Origin of the sequence: Amycolatopsis palatopharyngis, from assembly GCF_003385185.1 — a bacterium.
Lineage (GTDB): Bacteria > Actinomycetota > Actinomycetes > Mycobacteriales > Pseudonocardiaceae > Amycolatopsis > Amycolatopsis palatopharyngis.
Genome location: NZ_PQHZ01000078.1, coordinates 1 through 19,661 on the forward strand (window position 1 = coordinate 1; position 19,661 = coordinate 19,661).

General features: G+C 68.4%; 16 protein-coding genes, 1 pseudogene and 1 riboswitch. Of the genes and pseudogenes, 5 read left to right on the forward strand and 12 right to left on the reverse strand.

Features of this window, described 5'->3' with window-relative positions; translation table 11 throughout:
• From D0C15_RS31790 to D0C15_RS31830, 9 genes and pseudogenes are all read right to left on the reverse strand, one after another.
• Positions 1–134, reverse strand: a pseudogene (locus D0C15_RS31790) (lipoyl synthase); the annotation flags it as partial.
• On the reverse strand, positions 131–1,417 hold the full coding sequence (glyA, locus tag D0C15_RS31795) for a serine hydroxymethyltransferase (RefSeq protein WP_116051761.1): 1,287 nt from the start codon (positions 1,415–1,417) through the stop codon (positions 131–133). The pseudogene D0C15_RS31790 and the gene glyA, both read right to left, overlap by 4 nt.
• Before the next feature lie 2 nt (positions 1,418–1,419).
• The gene (gene gcvH, locus D0C15_RS31800; RefSeq protein WP_116051762.1) at positions 1,420–1,797 is read right to left on the reverse strand and encodes a glycine cleavage system protein GcvH; all 378 of its coding nucleotides are present in this window, start codon (positions 1,795–1,797) and stop codon (positions 1,420–1,422) included.
• Between the two features lie 32 nt (positions 1,798–1,829).
• A complete protein-coding gene (gcvT, locus tag D0C15_RS31805; protein ID WP_116051763.1) occupies positions 1,830–2,963 on the reverse strand; it encodes a glycine cleavage system aminomethyltransferase GcvT in 1,134 nt (377 codons plus the stop codon).
• Between the two features lie 165 nt (positions 2,964–3,128).
• Entirely contained in the window at positions 3,129–6,065 is a 2,937-nt protein-coding gene (gcvP, locus tag D0C15_RS31810; protein ID WP_116051764.1) for an aminomethyl-transferring glycine dehydrogenase, read from the reverse strand.
• Between the two features lie 85 nt (positions 6,066–6,150).
• A riboswitch (glycine riboswitch) is annotated at positions 6,151–6,248 on the reverse strand.
• A 49-nt stretch (positions 6,249–6,297) separates the two neighbouring features.
• Complete coding sequence (locus D0C15_RS31815) at positions 6,298–7,062, reverse strand: 3-oxoacyl-ACP reductase (RefSeq protein ID WP_116051765.1); 765 nt, start codon at positions 7,060–7,062, stop codon at positions 6,298–6,300.
• Between the two features lie 29 nt (positions 7,063–7,091).
• The gene (locus D0C15_RS31820) at positions 7,092–8,468 is read right to left on the reverse strand and encodes an aldehyde dehydrogenase family protein (RefSeq protein ID WP_116051766.1); all 1,377 of its coding nucleotides are present in this window, start codon (positions 8,466–8,468) and stop codon (positions 7,092–7,094) included.
• Positions 8,465–9,193 (reverse strand): gamma-glutamyl-gamma-aminobutyrate hydrolase family protein, encoded by a 729-nt coding sequence (locus tag D0C15_RS31825; RefSeq protein WP_116051767.1) that lies wholly within the window; start codon positions 9,191–9,193, stop codon positions 8,465–8,467. The genes D0C15_RS31820 and D0C15_RS31825 overlap by 4 nt, the downstream gene beginning before the upstream one ends.
• Complete coding sequence (locus D0C15_RS31830; RefSeq protein ID WP_211323404.1) at positions 9,174–10,538, reverse strand: glutamine synthetase family protein; 1,365 nt, start codon at positions 10,536–10,538, stop codon at positions 9,174–9,176. Before D0C15_RS31830 ends, D0C15_RS31825 begins: the two co-directional genes overlap by 20 nt.
• A gap of 191 nt (positions 10,539–10,729) precedes the next feature.
• On the opposite strand from D0C15_RS31830, the gene eat reads away from it, so the two are divergent.
• The gene (gene eat, locus D0C15_RS31835; protein ID WP_116051768.1) at positions 10,730–12,211 is read left to right on the forward strand and encodes an ethanolamine permease; all 1,482 of its coding nucleotides are present in this window, start codon (positions 10,730–10,732) and stop codon (positions 12,209–12,211) included.
• Between the two features lie 49 nt (positions 12,212–12,260).
• Entirely contained in the window at positions 12,261–12,671 is a 411-nt protein-coding gene (locus D0C15_RS31840) for a secondary thiamine-phosphate synthase enzyme YjbQ (RefSeq protein WP_116051769.1), read from the forward strand.
• A 24-nt stretch (positions 12,672–12,695) separates the two neighbouring features.
• On the opposite strand, the gene D0C15_RS31845 is transcribed toward D0C15_RS31840, so the two are convergent.
• Together D0C15_RS31845 and D0C15_RS31855 are read right to left on the reverse strand one after the other, a co-directional pair.
• Positions 12,696–13,748: a YhgE/Pip domain-containing protein gene (locus tag D0C15_RS31845; RefSeq protein ID WP_116051770.1), complete on the reverse strand. Its 1,053-nt coding sequence runs from the start codon at positions 13,746–13,748 to the stop codon at positions 12,696–12,698.
• 480 nt (positions 13,749–14,228) lie between these two features.
• A complete protein-coding gene (locus D0C15_RS31855) occupies positions 14,229–15,977 on the reverse strand; it encodes a proline--tRNA ligase (protein ID WP_116051771.1) in 1,749 nt (582 codons plus the stop codon).
• 125 nt (positions 15,978–16,102) lie between these two features.
• Between D0C15_RS31855 and D0C15_RS31860 the strand changes: the two genes are divergently transcribed.
• A complete protein-coding gene (locus tag D0C15_RS31860) occupies positions 16,103–16,450 on the forward strand; it encodes a VOC family protein (protein ID WP_116051772.1) in 348 nt (115 codons plus the stop codon).
• A gap of 73 nt (positions 16,451–16,523) precedes the next feature.
• Complete coding sequence (gene yaaA / locus D0C15_RS31865; RefSeq protein WP_116051773.1) at positions 16,524–17,267, forward strand: peroxide stress protein YaaA; 744 nt, start codon at positions 16,524–16,526, stop codon at positions 17,265–17,267.
• Here yaaA and D0C15_RS31870 read toward each other — a convergent pair.
• Complete coding sequence (locus D0C15_RS31870) at positions 17,254–18,369, reverse strand: NAD(P)/FAD-dependent oxidoreductase (RefSeq protein WP_116051775.1); 1,116 nt, start codon at positions 18,367–18,369, stop codon at positions 17,254–17,256. The two genes, yaaA and D0C15_RS31870, sit on opposite strands and share 14 nt — an antisense overlap.
• A 172-nt stretch (positions 18,370–18,541) precedes the next feature.
• Here D0C15_RS31870 and D0C15_RS31875 point away from each other — a divergent pair.
• A partial coding sequence (locus D0C15_RS31875) for a trypsin-like serine protease (RefSeq protein WP_245976461.1) occupies positions 18,542–19,661 on the forward strand: 1,120 nt, incomplete at its 3' end.

The window sequence follows — 19,661 nt, forward strand, 5'->3', positions numbered from 1 at the left end:
ACCAAACCCTTCAACTCCGTGAACTCCGGCCCCATCCGCACCCGAGTCCGAATCCACGACGGCTTCTTCTCAATCGGCGTCTCACTGTTACGAACCTCAAGCCGCAACAACTTCCGACCATCAGGAGCGGTCATGCCAACCCCGCATACAGCGGATGTTTGCGCGCCAGCACCTCGACGCGGGTCCGCAGGTCCTTCTCGGTCTCCGCGTCGATCTCCGGGCGCAGCGCCACCGCGATGATGTCGGCGACCTCAGCGAAGTCCGCGGCCTCGAAGCCGCGCGTGGCCAGCGCGGGGGTACCGATCCGCAGCCCGGAGGTGACCATCGGCGGGCGCGGGTCAAAGGGCACCGCGTTACGGTTGACGGTGATCCCGACGGAGTGCAGCCGGTCTTCTGCCTGCTTTCCATCCAATGTGGAGTTGACCAGGTCGACGAGCACCAGGTGCACGTCCGTACCACCGGTCAGCACCCGGACCCCGGCGGAGGCGCAGTCCTCTTGGGACAGCCGGTCGGCCAGTGCGCGGGCGCCGTCCAGCACCCGCTGCTGCCGCTCGCGGAACTCCGCACTCGCCGCGATCTTCAGCGCGACGGCCTTGGCGGCGATCACGTGCTCCAGCGGACCACCCTGCTGGCCGGGGAACACCGCGGAGTTGATCTTCTTCGCGAGCTCCTGCTTGGACAGGATGATCCCGCCACGAGGTCCACCGAGGGTCTTGTGCGTGGTGGTGGTGACGACGTCGGCGTGGGGCACCGGGCTCGGGTGCAGGCCCGCGGCCACGAGACCGGCGAAATGCGCCATGTCGACCATCAGCTTCGCGTCCACGGAGTCGGCGATCCGCCGGAACTCGGCGAAGTCGAGCTGGCGCGGGTAAGCCGACCACCCTGCGATGATCAGCTTCGGGCGATGCTCGGCGGCCAGCCGCTCGATCTCGGCCATGTCGACCCTGCCGGTCTCGCCGTCCACGTGATAGGCGACCACGTTGTAGAGCTTGCCGGAGAAGTTGATCCGCATGCCGTGCGTCAGGTGTCCACCATGGGCCAGGTCGAGCCCGAGGATCGTGTCACCCGGCTCGAGCATCGCGACCATGGCAGCGGCGTTGGCCTGCGCACCGGAGTGCGGCTGCACGTTGGCGTGCTCGGCGCCGAACAGTTCCTTGGCGCGGTCGATCGCGAGCTGCTCGACGACGTCGACGTGCTCACAGCCACCGTAGTAGCGGCGGCCGGGGTAGCCCTCGGCGTACTTGTTGGTCAGCACCGAGCCCTGCGCCTCAAGCACTCCGACCGGAGCGAAGTTCTCCGAGGCGATCATCTCCAGTGTGGACTGCTGACGATCCAGCTCCGCCGCGACAGCCGCGGCGACGTCGGGGTCCACAGTGGCCAGATCGGCGGTGAACGAAGATTCGTTGGCAGAGGTCATGTTCAGCCCTCCTCGCTGATCAGTGCGGCGTATGCCTGTGCGTCCAGCAGCTCGGGCATGGTGTCCACCTTGACCCGGAACAGCCAGCCCTTGTCGTACGGGTCGGAGTTCACCAGTTCGGGCGAGTCGGTAGCGGCGTCGTTGATCTCCACGACCTCGCCGCTCACCGGCGCGAACAGCTCACTGACCGATTTGGTCGACTCGATCTCGCCGCACTCCTGGCCTGCCGTGATCGTGTCACCGACGGCGGGCAACTGGACGAACACGATGTCGCCGAGCGACTCGCCCGCGAACGCGGTGATGCCCACCGTCGCTACGCCGTCCGCCACGTTCAGCCACTCGTGTTCCTTTGTGTAGCTCAGGTTCTCGGGAATGCTCATGCAGGTCTCCGTATCTCCGGCGATCGGGCGGCTCAGGCGGAACGCTTGTAGAAGGGCGGCGAGACGACTTCGACAGGTTCGAAGCGGCCCCGGATGTCGACGTACAGCGTGCCACCCGGCTCGCGGTGCGCTGAATCGACGTAGGCCATCGCGACGGGATAACCGAGTGTCGGTGAAAGAGCACCGCTGGTGACCTCACCGATTTCCGTGGCATCCTCGCCGGAGCCGTTCAGGATCCGGTAGCCGTGCCGGGGAGCACGTCGCCCGTTGCCCCTCAATCCGATCAGGACGCGCTCGCTTGGTCCGCCGGCCAGATCGTCGCGGTGCTTCTCCAATGCGGACCGGCCGACGAAGTCACCCGGCTTCTCGAACTTCACCAGGCGGCCGAGACCCGCCTCGAACGGGGTCAGCCGGACCGTGAGCTCGTTGCCGTACAACGGCATTCCCGCCTCGAGCCGCAACGTGTCGCGGCAGGCCAGACCAGCGGGCAGCAGGCCGTGCGACTGCCCAGCTTCGGTGAGCAGGCGCCAGACGTCGGCCGCCTCGGCCGGGGGTACGTAGAGCTCGAAGCCGTCCTCACCGGTGTATCCGGTGCGGGCGAGCAGCAGTTCGTGCCCGCGCACCACGGCCGGCGCGGCGGCGTAGTACTTCAGGTCGGGCAGCCCGCCGTCGAGCTCGATCGAGTCGAGCACGCTGGAGACGATCTCGGGTGAACGCGGCCCCTGTACGGCGATCAGCGCGAACTCGGCCGAGCGGTCGTCGACCTCCGCGGAGAAGCCGTCCGCCCGGTCGCGCAGCTCGGCGGCCACCACCGCGGCGTTGCCCGCGTTGGCCACCACCAGGAAGCGCTGCTCGGCGAGCCGGTACACCACGAGGTCGTCGAGGACCCCGCCGGTGCTGTGACAGAGCATCGTGTAGCGGGCCCTGCCGACCTTGACTCCGGACAGGTTGCCGATCATGGCGTAGTCGAGGGCGAGCGCGGCCTCGGGACCACGCACCTCGATCTCGCCCATATGCGAGAGGTCGAACAGGCCCGCGGCCTCGCGGACCGCCTTGTGCTCGGCCAACTCGCTGGAATAACGAACCGGCATCGACCAGCCGGCGAAATCAGTGAACGAGGCGCCGAGTTCGGCGTGGACCTCGTGCAGCGGAGACTGGGTACTCATTGCCAACCCTTTCAGTGGTCGTCGGCTGCGAGTCAGTGTCTTGTTCAGGAGTTCGGGTCGTTCAGGTCCGGGAGCTGCCTCGGCGATGCTGTGACCGCCGCCGATCTCCCGCCGGTCACACGGGCCTGGCGGCCCGCGTTCGCCGGTTCGGCCTGAACGGCCCTCTCAGTTGTCGTATGCCTCGACCGGCGGGCAGGAGCAGACGAGATTGCGGTCGCCGCGGGCGCCGTCGATCCGGCGCACCGGCGGCCAGTACTTACCCTTCGCCCGGACACCTGACGGATAGGCGGCGAGCTTGCGGTCGTAGGCCTGCTCCCACTCACCCGCCAGCATCTCGGCGGTGTGCGGCGCTCCGCGCAGCGGGCTGTCCTCGACCGACCAGCGTCCCTCGGCCACCGCGTCGATCTCGTGCCGGATGGCGATCATCGCGTCGCAGAAGCGGTCGATCTCGCCGACGTCCTCGCTCTCGGTCGGCTCGACCATGAAGGTGCCGGCTACGGGGAAGGACATGGTCGGGGCGTGGAACCCGTAGTCGATGAGCCGCTTGGCCACGTCGTCCACGGTGACCCCGGTCTGCTTGGTCAGCCCGCGGAGATCGAGGATGCACTCATGGGCGACCAGCCCGTTCTGCCCGGTGAAGAGCACCGGGTAGTGCGCCCGCAGCCGGGCCGCGACGTAGTTGGCCGTGAGCACCGCGACCTTGGTGGCCGAGGTCAGACCCGCCGCGCCCATCATCCGCACATAAGCCCAGGAGATCGGCAGGATCGACGCCGATCCGAACGGAGCGCCGGCGATCGGCCCGATCCCGGTCTCCGGACCCGCGCCCCGCAACAACGGATGACTGGGCAGGTGCGGCGCGAGATGCGCCCGCACAGCGACCGGACCGACACCTGGCCCACCACCGCCGTGCGGGATGCAGAAGGTCTTGTGCAGATTGAGGTGCGAGACGTCGCCACCGAACTCGCCGGGCTTCGCCACACCCAGCAGCGCGTTCAGATTGGCGCCGTCGACGTAGACCTGTCCGCCTCCGTCGTGCACGATGCGGGCGATCTCGGTGATCCCGTGCTCGTACACGCCATGCGTCGACGGGTAGGTGACCATGATCGCGGAGAGGGTGGACGCGTGCTGCTCCACCTTGGCGCGCAGGTCGTCGAGGTCGATGTCACCCTCGGCTGTGCAGGCGACGACGACCACCCGCATCCCGGCCAGGACCGCGGAGGCGGCGTTCGTACCGTGCGCCGAAGACGGGATAAGACAGATGTCGCGCTCGGGCTCGCCGTTTGCCTGGTGGTACGCCGTGATGGCCAGCAGTCCGGCCAGCTCCCCCTGGCTGCCCGCGTTCGGCTGCAGCGACACGGTGTCGTAGCCGGTGACCTCGGCCAGCCAGCTGCTGAGCTGACCGATCAGAGTCCGGTAACCGGCGGCGTCCTCGGCGGGGGCGAACGGATGCAGATCCGCGAACTCCGGCCAGCTGATCGGCTCCATCTCGCTGGCGGCATTGAGCTTCATCGTGCAGGAGCCGAGCGGAATCATCCCGCGGTCGAGTGCGTAGTCCAGGTCGGCGAGCCCGCGCAGGTACCGCAGCATGGCGGTTTCCGAGCGGTGCGAGTGGAACACCTCGTGCGCGAGGTACTCGTCGTCGCGCACCAGGCCACCGGGCAGTGCGTCGCGCTCGGTCTGGTCGAGCGTCACGTCCTCGGCCGCGCCGAATGCCCGCAGGACCGCACGCACGGTCTCCGCCTTGGTCACCTCGTCACAGGCGACGCGGACGTGGTCGTCGCCGTCGAGCCCGAGGTTGACTCCCGCGCGCCGCGCCGCCGCGACGACCTCCGCGGCCCTGCCCGGCACGTGAGCGAGCACGGTGTCGAAGAAGCCGGTCGTCCCGGTGCCGTCGTGCACCACCTCGACACCCGCCGCGCGCAACCCCTCGGCCAGCGAGACCGCCAGCGAGTGCACCCTGGCCGCGATCCGGCGCAGACCGTCCGGGCCGTGGTAGACGGCGTACATCGCGGCGAGCACCGCGGGCAGCACCTGTGCGGTGCAGATGTTGGAGGTGGCCTTCTCCCGGCGGATGTGCTGTTCCCGCGTCTGCAGCGCTAGCCGGTAGGCAGGGGTGCCGTCCTCGTCCACCGAGACTCCGACCAGCCTGCCCGGCAGGGAACGCTCGAGCCCGGAGCGTACGGCGAGATAGCCGGCGTGCGGTCCGCCGTAGCCGAGCGGGACGCCGAAGCGCTGGGTCGTCCCGGCGGCGAGGTCGGCGCCGAAGTCTCCAGGAGCGGTGATCATCGTGAGCGCCAGCAGGTCGGCGGCCGCGCAGTACAGCGCACCTGCCTCCTTGGCGGCGGCTCCGAGGGCCCGGTAGAACTCGGGGTCACGCAACACCCCCGAGGCGCCCGGGTACTGCACGACCACACCGAAACAGCCCTGGTCGCCCAGCCCTTCGGCGAGATCGCGGACATCGACCTCGATACCTACCGCCTTGGCGCGGGTCTCGACGACGGCGATGGTCTGCGGCAGGCATTCTGCATCGAGCACCACCCGGCTGGACTTCGACTTGGACACCCTGCGCATCAGCAGCACGGCCTCGGCGACGGCGGTCGACTCGTCCAGCAGCGAGGCGTTGGCGGTGGTCAGCCCGGTGAGGTCGGAGACCATCGTCTGGAAGTTCAGCAGGGCTTCGAGCCTGCCCTGGGAGATTTCGGGCTGGTATGGGGTGTACGCGGTGTACCAGGCCGGGTTCTCCAGCACGTTGCGGCGGATCACGGCCGGGGTGACCGTGTCGTGGTAGCCGAGGCCGATCATCTGCGTCATGGAGCGGTTGTCGGCGGCGATCCGGCGCAGCTCGGCGGTCGCCTCCTCCTCGGACGCGGCCGAGGGCAGATCCAGCTCGCCATCGATGCGGATTCCCGCTGGGACCGCGGCCTCGATCATCGCGTCGAGGCTGCCGTACCCGCACTCGGCCAGCATCTTGGCCAGCTCGGACTCCGAGGGCCCGATATGCCGGGAGGCGAAAGAGTGTCGAGATTCGTGGGACACGGGAGCTCCTCTTGTCGCACGCGAGCGGGCGAACCCGGCCGCGCTTGGGAACTCCCCCTCTGTCATGGCACCTGAGAGTTTCACCGCAGGTCATGATCTGCGGCTTTCACCTTGGGTGAGGCGCGAGTTACGCCTGCTTTCCAGAGTGGCCTGGCCCGAAGCGGTAGTTGTACCTGAGAGATTGGCGGGGAGTTTGCTCCTTCGGTGCCCCGCACGCTCTCGCGTCGGGGACTCTCCCGCTCCGGCTCATACAGCCCTGTATGCAGTTGTCTGTCTTCGTACTGTGCTCACGCCCAGCTTATAACGGAGTAACGTACGCGCCGGAGATGCCACCGTCTACCAGGAACTGCGACGCCGTGATGAACGACGCGTCGTCGCTGGCGAGGAAGGCCACCGCCGCCGCGAGCTCCTCCGGCTGGGCGAACCGGCCGAGCGGCACGTGGACCAGGCGCCGGGCGGCGCGCTCCGGATCCTTGGCGAACAACTCCTCGAGCAGCGGGGTGTTGACCGGACCAGGGCAGAGCGCGTTCACCCGTATCCCCTCCCTGGCGAACTGCACTCCCAGTTCCCGGCTCATCGACAGCACCCCGCCCTTGGACGCGGTGTAGGAGATCTGCGAGGTGGCCGCACCCATCACCGCGACGAACGACGCGGTGTTGATGATCGAGCCCTTGCCCTGCCGCCGCATGTGCGGGATCGCGTACTTGCAGCAGAGATACACCGAGGTGAGGTTGACCTGCTGCACCCGCTGCCACGCCTCGATGCCGGTGGTCAGGATCGAGTCGTCCTCCGGCGGGGAGATCCCGGCGTTGTTGAACGCGACGTCGACCGAGCCGAAGGTGTCCACCGCCGCCTGGAACAGGGCCTCGACCTCGGACTCACTGGTGACGTCTGTCCGCACGAACTCGCCGCCTACCTCGCCGGCCGCGGCCTTGCCCGCCTCGGTGTCGACATCGGCGATGACGACCTTCGCCCCCTCCTCGGCCAGCCTTCGGGCCGAGGCGAGACCGATCCCGCTGCCGCCGCCGGTGATCACGGCCACCCTGCCGTCGAATCGCTGCATGTCCTTGCTCCCCTTACTCGGTCGGATGTTCACAGTTCGGGTACCGCGATGAAGACGTTCTTGGTCTCGGTGAACGCCTCGACGGCGTCCGGGCCGAGTTCCCGGCCGAGGCCGGACTGCTTGAAGCCGCCGAACGGGGTCCAGTAGCGCACCGAGGCATGTGAGTTGACCGAGAGGTTGCCTGCCTCCACGGCCCGCGACACCCGCAGCGCGCGCCCCACATCGGAGGTCCAGATCGAGCCGGAGAGGCCGTACTCGGTGTCGTTTGCCATGGCCACCGCGTCGGCCTCGGTCTCGAACGGCAGGACCGCGACGATCGGACCGAAGATCTCGTCGGTGGCCAGCGGGTCGCTGGCCGAGGACGGGGTCACCACGGTCGGCGGGAACCAGAATCCCGGTCCTTCCGGCGCACTGCCCCGGAACGCCACCGGCGCCTGTCCGTTCAGGTAGGAGGTCACCTTCTCCCGGTGCCCCGCGGAGATCAGCGGGCCCATCTCCGTGTCCGGCGCGGCGGGGTCGCCGACGACGACGCCGCGGACAGCGGGTTCGAGCAGTTCCATGAACCGGTCGTAGACCGAGGCCTGAACGAGAATCCTGGAGCGGGCGCAGCAGTCCTGCCCGGCGTTGTCGAAAACGCCGTAGGGCGCGGACGCGGCGGCCTGCTCGAGGTCGGCGTCGGCGAAAACGACGTTGGCGTTCTTCCCGCCCAGTTCCAGGGTCACCCGCTTAACCTGCGCCGCGCAGCCTGCCATGATCTGCTTGCCGACCTCGGTGGATCCGGTGAAGACGACCTTGCGCACGCCGGCGTGCTCGACGAAGCGCTGCCCCACGACCGAACCCTTGCCCGGCAACACCTGGAACACGTCCTCCGGGATGCCCGCCTCGCGTGCCAGCTCGGCCAGCCGCAGTGCGGTCAGCGGGGTCAGCTCGGCTGGTTTGAGGACCACGGTGTTGCCCGCGGCCAGCGCCGGGGCGAAGCCCCACCCGGCGATCGGCATCGGGAAATTCCACGGGACGATCACACCGACCACACCGAGCGGTTCGGCGAAGGTGACGTTCACCCCGCCCGGCACCGGGATCTGCTTGCCGATCAACCGTTCCGGTGCCGCGGAGTAGTAGTGCAGAACGTCACGGACGTTGCCGGCCTCCCAGCGGGCGTTGCCGATCGTATGCCCGGAGTTGCGCACCTCGAGCTGCGCGAGGTTCTCCAGATCGCCGTCCACCGCCTCGGCGAAGCGGCGCAGCAGCCGGGCACGGTCGCCTGGGGCGACGGCCCGCCATGACCTGCCCGCGGCGACGGCGCGCTCGATCGCCGCGTCGGTCTCCGCGGCCGAGGTCAGTGCGACGGTCCGCAGCACCTCCTCGGTGGCCGGGTTCACGACGTCGAACGAGGCCGTCGGGCTCATGACTGTCCTCCACTCTTCTTTTTCGCGGCTTCGACGAGCGCGCCGAAAAGCCGCAGGTCAGCGCTGTCCTGTTCCGGATGCCACTGCACGCCCAGCACGAATCGCTCACCGGGCAGTTCAACCGCCTCGATCGTGCCGTCGGCGGCCCAGCCGACGGCACGCAAACCCTCGCCGAGACCGTCCACCGCCTGATGGTGGTAGCACCGGCAGGCGGTCTCCGTGCCCAGAACGCCGGCTGCCCTGCTGCCCTCGGCGAGCCGGACCACTGTGTCCCCGAAGACGGCGACGTCGGGCTGGTGCGCCGCGGTACCGGTGACCTCGGGCAGGTGCTGCACCAGCGTGCCGCCGAGTGCGACGTTGAGCACCTCCATCCCCCTGCACACACCGAGCACGGGGATCGTCGCCCCGAGCGCGGCCTCGGTCAGTGCGAACTCGGCGGCGTCACGGTCCGGTCTGGTCACCGTGGCCGGATGTGCCGCACGGCCGTACCGGGCTGGTTCGATGTCCGCACCACCGGTGAGCACCAGAGCGTCGAGCAGCGGGATCAGTTCCCGGTGTGGCGCTCCCGTTGGGGGCAGCAGCACCGGCACCCCGCCCGCACGCACCACGGAATCCACATAGGACTGGTGCAATACGGCGGATTCGACGTCCCACACGCCGAACCGTGTCCGCTCGGCATAGGTGGTCAGGCCGATGATCGGCCGATCAGAGCCGCTCGAAGCCACGCACACGCTCCCAGTCGGTGACGGCCGAATCGAAGGCCGCGAGTTCCACCCGCGCGGCGTTGAGGTAGTGCGACACCACATCCTCGCCGAACGCCTCCCGCGCGAGCTTGCTGTCCGCCAGGAGCTGGGTGGCATCCCGAAGCGTGCTCGGCACGGTGGGCTTGCCCGAGGTGTAGGCGTTTCCGGACAACTCCGGCTCCAGGTCCAGCTCGTTCTCGATACCGTGCAGCCCGGAGGCGATCAGTGCGGCCACCGCGAGATAGGGGTTGACGTCGCCACCCGGTACCCGGTTCTCCGTCCGCAGTGAGTCCCCGTGACCGATTACGCGCAGCGCGCAGGTGCGGTTGTCGGTCCCCCAGGCGACCGTGGTCGGCGCGAAACTGCCCGGAACGAAACGCTTGTAGGAGTTGATGTTGGGCGCCAGAAAGTAGGTGAAATCGCGCAGGCAGGCGAGCTGGCCCGCGAGGAAGTGACGCATCATCGGCGAGAACCCGCCCGCCTCGTCACCGGCGAGTACGGCCTGCCCGTCCTTCGACCGCAGACTGACGTGGATATGGCAGGAACTGCCCTCACGATGGTCGTACTTCGCCATGAAGGTCAGGCTCTTGCTCTCCTGCGCGGCGATCTCCTTGGCCCCGGACTTGTAGATCACGTGGTTGTCGCACGTGGCCAGCGCGGTGTCGTAGCGGAACGCGATCTCGTGCTGTCCGGGGTTGCACTCCCCCTTCACCGACTCCACGTACATCCCGGCGCCGGTCATGGCGTTTCGGATGCGGCGAAGCAAAGGCTCCAACCGGGCCGTACCCATCACCGAGTAGTCCACATTGTACTGATTAGCGGCCGTCAGTCCGCGGTATCCGGCGTTCCACGCCTGCTCGTAGGAGTCATCGAAGACGATGAACTCCAGTTCGGTGCCGACGAAGGCTTCGAGACCGTGCTCGGCCAACCGGTCGAGCTGACGGCGCAGCACCTGCCGGGGAGAGACGGGCACCTCGCCACCCTGCACCCATTCGACGTCGCAGAGCACCATCGCGGTGCCTTCCTGCCACGGCACGAGGCGCAGTGAACCGAGGTCGGGCCGGAGCACGAAGTCGCCGTAACCGCGCTCCCACGAGGACATCTCGTAGCCGTCCACGGTGTTCATGTCGACGTCGACGGCCAGCAGGTAGTTGCAGGCCTCTGTCGCATGCGCGACCACCTCGTCCAGGAAGAACTCGGCGGAGCAGCGTTTTCCCTGCAAACGGCCCTGCATATCGGTCATGGCCACCAGTACGGTGTCCACCACCCGCTCGTCGACAAGCTGGCGCAGCCGCTCCAGGGTGAGCATTCCGGCTCTGTCTGCCATTAGACATCCTTCCGCGCCAGCCATACTTAATGGACCATCCTTAGACCATTGAACCTAACTGGTTGGGCAGTCCCTTGACAAGAGCGGCCACCTGGACAACCCTCTGAGAACCTCAAAGGACTGGCGAGCGACCCATTGGTGCCCACTGCCGGGTACGGATGGAGCGCCCGGAAACCAATCAGGGAGTTTCCATGTCCGACAGTAACGCCGCTGAGCCCGCCGCCGGCAGAGCGAGCCATAAACCGCACCTATCGGTCGAGTACAGCCACGTCGACGCCGACTACCTGCGACAGCGCCAGCTCAAACGGGGAGCCGCGGGCTGGTTGCTGCTGGCAGGCCTCGGCGTGTCCTACGTGATCTCCGGCGACTTCGCGGGCTGGAACTTCGGCTTGGAGAAGGGCGGCTGGGGCGGACTGCTCATCGCCACGGTGCTGATGGCGGTCATGTACAGCTGCATGGTGTTCGGCCTGGCGGAGATGTCCTCCGCGTTGCCCGTCGCTGGCGCGGGCTACGGCTTCGCAAGGCGAGCGCTCGGTCCACTGGGCGGGTTCGCCACCGGGACGGCGATCCTGATCGAGTACTCCATCGCACCGGCGGCGATCTCCATCTTCATCGGCGGGTACGTGGAAACACTCGGACTGTTCGGGCTCACCAACAGCTGGCCCGTCTATCTGGTCTGTTACCTCGTCTTCGTCGGGATTCACCTGCGCGGTGCCGGTGAGGCACTGCGGATCATGTTCGCGATCACCGCGGTGGCGGTGCTGGCGCTGATCGCCTTCGTGGCGGGGATGGTGCCCAAGTTCTCCGTCGACAACCTCTTCGACATTCCGGCGACCGACGCCGTCGGCGCGAGCGCGTTCCTGCCGTTCGGGATCACCGGAGTGCTCGCCGCGCTGGTCTACGGCATCTGGTTCTTCCTCGCCGTGGAAGGGGTACCGCTGGCCGCGGAGGAGGCGCGCGACCCGAAGCGGGACATGCCGAAGGGGATCATCGCCGCCATGGCCGCGCTGGTCGTGTTCGCCGCGCTCATCCTGGTCACGGCACCGGGTGGCGCTGGCTCCCAGGCGATCGCCACCTCGGACAACCCGCTGCCCGAAGCGGTGCGCGCGGCCTACGGCGGGGACAACCTGCTCGCCCAGATCATCAACTACGTGGGCCTCGCCGGCCTGATCGCCAGTTTCTTCTCGATCATCTACGCCTACTCCCGGCAGCTCTTCGCGCTGTCCAGGGCGGGCTACCTGCCGCGCTGGCTGTCCAAGACGGGCAAACGCAAGACGCCCTACCTCGCGCTCATCGTGCCCGGCACCGTTGGTTTTCTGCTGGCCACCGCTACTGGGGACGGTGCGCTGCTGATCAATGTCGCCGTGTTCGGTGCGACCGTGTCCTATGTGCTGCTCAATCTCTCGCATATCGTGCTGCGCCGCCGCGAGCCCGGACTCGAGCGTCCGTACCGGACTCCCGGCGGGACCGCGACGACCACGGTGGCACTGGTACTGGCCGTTGCCGCGGTGGTCGCCACGTTCCTGGTGGACATGGTGGCGGCGGGCGTGACAGCGGCGATCTTCCTGGCCTTCCTCGCCTACTTCTGGTTCTACAGCAGGCATCGTCTGGTCGCCCGCGCTCCGGAGGAGGAGTTCGCGGTCATCGAACGCGCCGAATCGGAACTGAGCTAGACAACCTGCGGCGGTCGCGGGGTGCAGACGTCGTGGTTACCGTGGTGGCATGCACTCCACGGAGATCGAGGTCAACACCGGCAGCTCCGCCGTCGTACACGATCTGACCAAGGAGGCCGAGCGTTTCCTCGCCGGCACCGGCTCGGAGGACGGGCTGTTGCACGTCTGGGTCCCGCACGCCACCGCAGGGCTGGCGATACTCGAAACCGGCGCGGGCAGCGACGACGACCTGCTGACGGCACTGGACGAACTCCTGCCGAGGGACAGCCGCTGGCGGCACCAGCACGGCAGCCGTGGCCACGGTCGGGACCACGTACTGCCCGCGCTGGTGCCGCCCTACGCCACCATTCCCGTGCTCGGTGGCGAACTCGCGCTGGGCACCTGGCAGTCGGTGTGCCTGGTCGACACCAATGTGGACAATCCGGTGCGTAAAGTCCGCTTCAGTTTCCTCAAGGGCTGATTTCACGGGCGGCCGGGCGAACCGTCAACCCACCGTCGCGGGCGAACGCGGCGATTTCTCCACCGGGAGAGACCGGTCGCCGGCGCGCCGAGCGGGCCACAGCACCACCACGAGTCCCACGACGAGCATCCCCGCGAGCACCCAGACCCCGGTCGCCACGTCCGGCGCGTCCGAGGCGCCGGCGAGCAGACTGCGCAGCCCCTCGGTGCTGAACCGGAACGGGGTCCACGACCACAACAGTGCCCGGTAGGCGGGATCGAGCATCTCCGGCACCTGACCGGCCACCGCGGGGGCCACGAGGTAGAGCGGACCGAGTATCGCCATCGCCCGCAGTCCGAGCAGCCGGAGCAGTCCGGCCTGTAGTGCGGCGAAGCCCGCCGCGGTGAGCGCGAGGAACCCGATCACGTCCCAGCCCAGCGGCAGGCTCGAGTCCCACAGCGCGAGGAATCCGGTGAGTACCGCGGTGATCAGCACGGTGACGCCGCCGATCTGCAGCAGGCGCGCACCCGCACCCGGCCGGACGGACCCACGGGCGGCCAGCAGCGTGAGCACGGCGCCCGCGGCGAGGCAACCCACCCAGGCCAGCGCACTGAGTCCGAGCGGGGCCGCGCGTACCACCGATGCGGTGGGGTGCAGGGTTTCCACCGTCACCGGGGCGGCGGATCCCTGGCCCATGGCGGCGGTCAGGGCCTGCGCGGCGCCGGTGAGCACCTGCTGCGCCACCTGGGTGCCACTGGGGTTGATCGCCCCGGACACGACGACCTTCGCGACCGGACCCTGCTGCCCGCCGCTCAGTTCCAGTACGCCGTAGACCTCCTTGTCCTCCAGTAGCTCCCTGCCCTGCTCCGGGGTCGTGACCTGCCAGCTCACCTGCTCACCGCCGTGGCCTGCGACCTGCTCGGCAGCCGCTCGCAACGGCCCCGACCCGGGTGCGGCGACGGCAAGCGGCACGCCGTCGGGGCCCGCGGTCGCCTGCGCTCCGAAGGTGAGGAAACCCAGGACCACGGCCACGAGCGCACCAGCGACCGAGGCCAGGATCGCGATTGCCGACGGTCGGCGCGGAATCCGTTCGGACATGACTGCTCCCTTATTTCTGCACACGTTGAATTATGTGCTCAGGATAAGTTCACGCCGGATCAGAAGTCAACGGACGTTGAATAAAACGAGCACGGGTCCGGTAACCTCGCGACCCGCACCGCGAATAGGCCGGGGCGGCATTGAGCGCTCCGCAGCCTGCCGGCGAGTGAGGCGAGAACACAGCGCTCGCCGACGTGGCCGGGGTGGCCCTGCGTGAGGTGTCGTCCTTCCCGGCAGGACCGGCGGGCGATCACCATGGAGGTGCTGGCCGCGCACGCCGTCGAGGCGACCGAGCGGCTACGGCTCGCTGTCCGCACAGCGACCGGAGCTCGTCGCGCCGCACCACGGAGCGGTCGCCGTCGGTGTGGCAACGGGCAGGCACAGCGAGCTGGCGCTGCGTGAGTCCGGCGCACACGCCGTGCTCACCGGCCTGTCCGACAACGCCGCCGTGCTGGCGACGGTGCTCGGCAGGCAGGAAACCTAGCGGTCGGTCAACGACACCAGGTGCTCGACGATCTCGTCCACGGCGATCTCGGTGCGATCGCCGGACGCGCGGTCCTTGACCTCGACCACGCCCTTGGCCAGGCCCCGGCCGACAACCAGGATCGTCGGCACGCCGATCAGCTCGGCGTCGGCGAACTTCACTCCCGGCGTGGCCTTGCGGTCGTCGAGCAGTACCCGGACACCGCGTGCGGAGAGGTCGGCGCTGATCCGCTCGGCGCCCTCGGCCACCGCCTCGTCCTTGCCCGCGATCACCACGTGCACGTCGGCGGGGGCCACGGCGCGCGGCCACACCAGACCCAGCTCGTCGTGGCTCTGCTCGGCTATGGCCGCGACGAGCCTGGAGACACCGACACCGTAGGAACCCATCGTGATCCGGATGGGTTTGGAGTCGGCCCCGAGCGCGTCGACCTCGAACGCGTCGGTGTACTTGCGGCCCAACTGGAAGATGTGCCCGATCTCGATACCGCGAGCGGCCACCAGCGTGCCCTTGCCGTCGGGTGAGGCATCGCCCTCCCGGACCTCGGCGGCCTCGATCATGTCGTCCGGGGTGAAGTCACGGCCACACAGCAGATCCACCACGTGGTGGTCGGCCTTGTCGGCGCCGGTGACCCATGCGGTGCCACGGGCGACACGCGGGTCGACCAGGTAACGGATTCCGTTGTCCTGCAGTGCTTCCGGGCCGATGTAGCCCTTCACCAGGAACGGGTTCGCGGTGAAGTCGGCCTCCTCGAGCAGGCTGACCTCGGCGGGTTCGAGCGAGGCCTCGAGACGCTTCATGTCGACCTCACGGTCACCGGGAAGCCCGATACCAAGCAGCTCCCAGCTCTTCTCCCCCGGCCTGCGGGTCTTGACCAGCACGTTCTTCAGCGTGTCCGCGGCGGTGAACGTGCGGCCGAGGCCGGCGGCGTTCAGGAAGTCCACCAGCGTCTCGATGGTGGGAGTGTTCGGCGTGTGGTGCACCTGAGCGTCGGGCCTGCCCTCGATGGGCTGCTCCTGCGGGGCAGGGGTGGTCACGGCCTCGACGTTGGCCGCGTAGCCCGACTCCGTGCTGCGGACGTAGGTGTCCTCACCGGTCGGGGCCACCGCGAGGAACTCCTCCGAGGCAGAGCCGCCCATCGCGCCGGAGGTCGCGGCGACGACCACGTAGTCGAGGCCGAGCCGGTCGAAGATCTTGATGTAGGCCTCGCGGTGCAGCTGGTACGAGCGCTCCAGCCCGGCGTCGTCGAGGTCGAAGGAGTAGGAGTCCTTCATGACGAACTCACGGCCCCGCAGGATGCCGGCGCGGGGGCGCGCCTCGTCGCGGTACTTCGTCTGGATCTGGTACAGCACCACCGGGTAGTCCTTGTAGGAGCTGAACTCGCCCTTCACGGTGAGCGCGAAAAGCTCCTCATGGGTCGGACCGAGCAGGTAGTCCGCACCCTTGCGGTCCTTCAGCCGGAACAGGCTCGCGCCGTACTCCGTCCAGCGACCGGTCGCCTCGTACGGCTCCTTCGGCAGCAGCGCGGGGAACTGGATCTCCTGGCCGCCGATGGCGTCCATCTCCTCGCGCACCACTGTCTCGATGTTGCGCAGCACTCGCAGGCCCAGTGGCAACCAGGAGTACCCACCCGGCGCGACACGGCGGACATAGCCTGCGCGGACCAGCAGCCGGTGGCTGGGTACTTCGGCGTCTGCCGGATCCTCGCGCAGAGTGCGGAGGAACAGCGACGACATCCTGGTGATCACTACAGTGCTCCTAGGGGGCGAACCCGACATAGACGTTTCGGGCAGCGTAGTCAACCGCGATCGTCGAGCTCCACCCGGTTATCCGGCGGCCGTTTTTGTCGGAGCCCGCACATAGCCTTTCGCGCATGACTCTTCGAGTGGGCATGGTCACCATCGACTGCACGGATCCCCAGCGGCTCTCGGGCTTCTGGATCGAGGCGCTCGGGCTGCGAGTGGGTGCGGACTATGGCGAGTTCCTCTTCCTGACCGACCCCGAAGGCGGGGTGCAACTCGGGCTGCAGCACGTTCCCGAGCCGCGCGGCGGCAAGAACCGGTTGCATCTTGACCTGGTCACCGAGGACCGGGCGGGAGAGGTCGCGCGCCTGGTGTCAATCGGGGCGACCGAACTCACCGAGCATGAGATGCCGGGGCTGAGCTGGACGGTACTCGCCGACCCGGAGGGCAACCAGTTCTGCGTCGGCGGCGAGCACTGAGAGCCCGGAGCACGGTCCGGACACCCCGCCCACCCGCGCCGCGGTAGATTTTCCGGCGGCTACCCTGCTGGTTGTGCTGGTCCTGCTGCCTCCATCGGAAACCAAGGCCACCGGTGGCGACGGGCCACCGCTGGACCTGGAGACCCTCTTCCTGCCCGAGTTGACTCCGGTACGCGCCAAGCTGGGGGACGCTCTCGTCGATCTCGCAGGCGACGTGCCGGCAAGTCGAGCGGCCCTCGGGATCTCGCAGCGGCAGGAACACGAGGTCGAGCGCAACGCCGAGTTGTGGAGTTCGCCCACGGTGCCCGCACTGCGGAGGTACACGGGCGTGCTCTACGACGCTTTGGACATCACCGCGTTCCGTCGCGCCCAGCTGGCGAGGGCGCAGCAGCGCCTCGCGGTGGCCTCAGCCCTGTTCGGTGTGGTCCGGGGCGGCGACCTGATTCCGGCCTACCGGCTCTCCGGTGGTAACAGCCTGCCGGCGGTGGGTTCACTGCGCGGACTGTGGCGCCCGGCTCTGGAGCCGGCGCTGGCGGGAATCGACGAGCTGGTGGTGGACCTGCGATCGGGTACCTACGCCTCACTCGCTCGCGTAACGGACGCGGTGACGGTGCGTGTGGTCACCGAGGATGCGGCAGGCAGGCGCAAGACCGTGAGTCACCACAACAAGGCCTACAAGGGCAAGCTGGCAGCGGTGCTGGCAACGCTGCCGCGGGAACCATCCACTGTGGCTGGTGTGGTCTCGGCGGTCCGCAGGGCCGGTCTCGCGGTCGAGCGCACCGGAGAGCGAGAGCTGGAACTGCTCACGGGAGACTGATCCGCTCCGGCCGCAGTGAGCTGAGATCCATCGGCGCCGCCGACCCGGTGAGCTCGGTCGCGGCGAGGTAACCGGCGTAGGGCCCCAGTGTCAGCCCCGTCGGCCCGAAACCGCTGACGACATACACCTCGGGATGTTCGTCGAGCGGGCCCAGCAACGGTGCTCCGTCCGCCGAGAGCGGGCGGAACCCGATCCGGGTCTCCAGCAGTGTCGACTCGGCCAGGCCCGGCGCCACGCCGAGCGCGTTGTCGAGCACCTCCTGTTGCCCTGCGGCCGTGATCCGGTGGTCGAAACCCGACCCCGTCTCCCGTGTGGCCCCGGCGACGACCCGCGAACCAGGAAACGCCAGCAGGTAGTGGCTGGAGGTCGGCAGTACAACAGGCCAGGCCGAGGTGTCCACATCGGGCAGGAGGAAGTGGCTGATCTGCCCGCGCTGCGGTGTCACCGCCAGCCGGACACCGAGCGGCTCCAGCAGCGCTGAACTCCATGCCCCCGCCGCCACCACCACGGCGTCGGCTTCGATCGCCCGGTCCGTCAGTTCCACCCCATCGACCCGGTCACCGGTGCGGCGCAGTCGCGCCTCCCCCTCGTGGAACCGCGCTCCGCGCGCCACCGCCGCGTTGAGCAGGGCCGCACGGAGCACTCGGCCGTCCACCCGGCCCGCGCCGGTGACGTGGACCGCGCCGAACCCGGGAGCGAGCGGCGGGAACAGCTCGCGGGCCTCGGCGGCATCGAGACGACGGACGGTTCCGGCGTACAGGCTGATCCTGGCGCGCGCCCCGACACGCTGCTGAACCTCAGCCAGCTCGTCGTCGTCGGCGGAGACCACCATGCCGCCGACGATCTCGAAGGAGCAGTTCTGGCCACTGTCCTCCTCGAGCTGCCCGACGAGTTCTCGGTAGTAGGCGCCGGAGCGGTCGGCGAGGTCGTACTGGAAGCCGTCGAGCGTGCGCGAGGTCCACGGACTGACGATGCCCGCGCCGGCGTCGGTCGCCCGGCCGTCGTGGAGCGCGTCGACAACGACGACGTCGGCTCCGGCCCTCGCGAGGTGGTAAGCAGTACTGGCACCGGCGATCCCGCTGCCGATCACGATCACGCGCATGACGTCCACTGTGCCACGGCGCGGGAAAGAATTGAGTACTCCTACGGGCACGGTCCCCGGTTGTTCCGCTGTCCGGGTCGACTGACAGTAACGGGATGGGAGCGGGTGCGAGGCCTGCTCGTCTTCAATTCCCCTGCCGCGAGGCAACTTTCCAGAGCGGAAAGGAACCACCGTGAACAACACACGCCGACTCGGGCTGCTGACGATCGTCACCACGATGATCGCCATGCCCCTGGCCACCGGTATCGCCGGAGCCGAACCCGAAGCACCTCCTACTGAGGCGGTCGCACCGACCGACGAGGCCCAACTGCCCGACGAGTTCACCAGCCAGTACTACAACGGCGAGAACAGCTCCGTCGCGGAGTTCCCGTTCATCATCGCCGGACTCCGCACTCCGGGAGCCCGGCCGCAGGGACAGTCCTGCACTGGTTCGGTGATCGCCCCGCGCAAGATTCTCACCGCGGCGCACTGCAAGGACGCCGACGGCGAGAAGAGCTACCTGTACGGGCTGGACGACCTCAACGACGGGGGCGGGACGAGGCTGGAGGTGGAGAGCTACATCCAGCATCCGAAGTACGTCAACTTCGACCAGGGTTACGACGTCGCCGTGGTGACCACGAAACAGGACATTCCCGTGCCCAACGGGGAATACGCCGAATTCGCGACCTCGGATCCGAAGTACGCCGACCTCAACGACCCCGGCAAGACGGGTGTGGGAGTCGGGTATGGAAAGAAGACGCACAACGACTCACCAGCGGACGTCACGGTCGACAAGGCCAGCCTGCCCATTGTGGACGGTTCGCGCCAGTGCACCGGTGTCGGCGCGGGCTTCCAGGACGCGACGATGGTGTGCGCCGGCTACTCCGACGGGCGAAAGACCATCCTGCCCGGCGATAGCGGGGGCCCGCTGGTCGTCGACGGAGTCGTCGTCGGCGTCGGGTCCTGGAGCCGCAGCGACTTCCGTTGGTACAGCATCTACGGCCGGCTGAACAACGACATGGGCGACTGGGTCAAGCAGCAGGTCGGCGAGCAGCCGCCGGACGATGGTGAGTTTTCGTTGTCGGTGGTGCCGGGTTCGGTGAGTGTGGAGCCGGGTGGGTTTGTGTCGGCGACGGTTTATACGACCGCGGGTGAGGCTGGTGTTGAGGACATCGCGTTGTCGGCATCGGGGTTGCCGTCCGGGACCGAGGCGGTGTTCCAGCCGTCGACGGTGGCGGCCGGTAAGACCGCGAAACTGACCCTGGACACCGCCACCAGCACCCCCACGGGCACCAGCACCGTGACCGTGACCG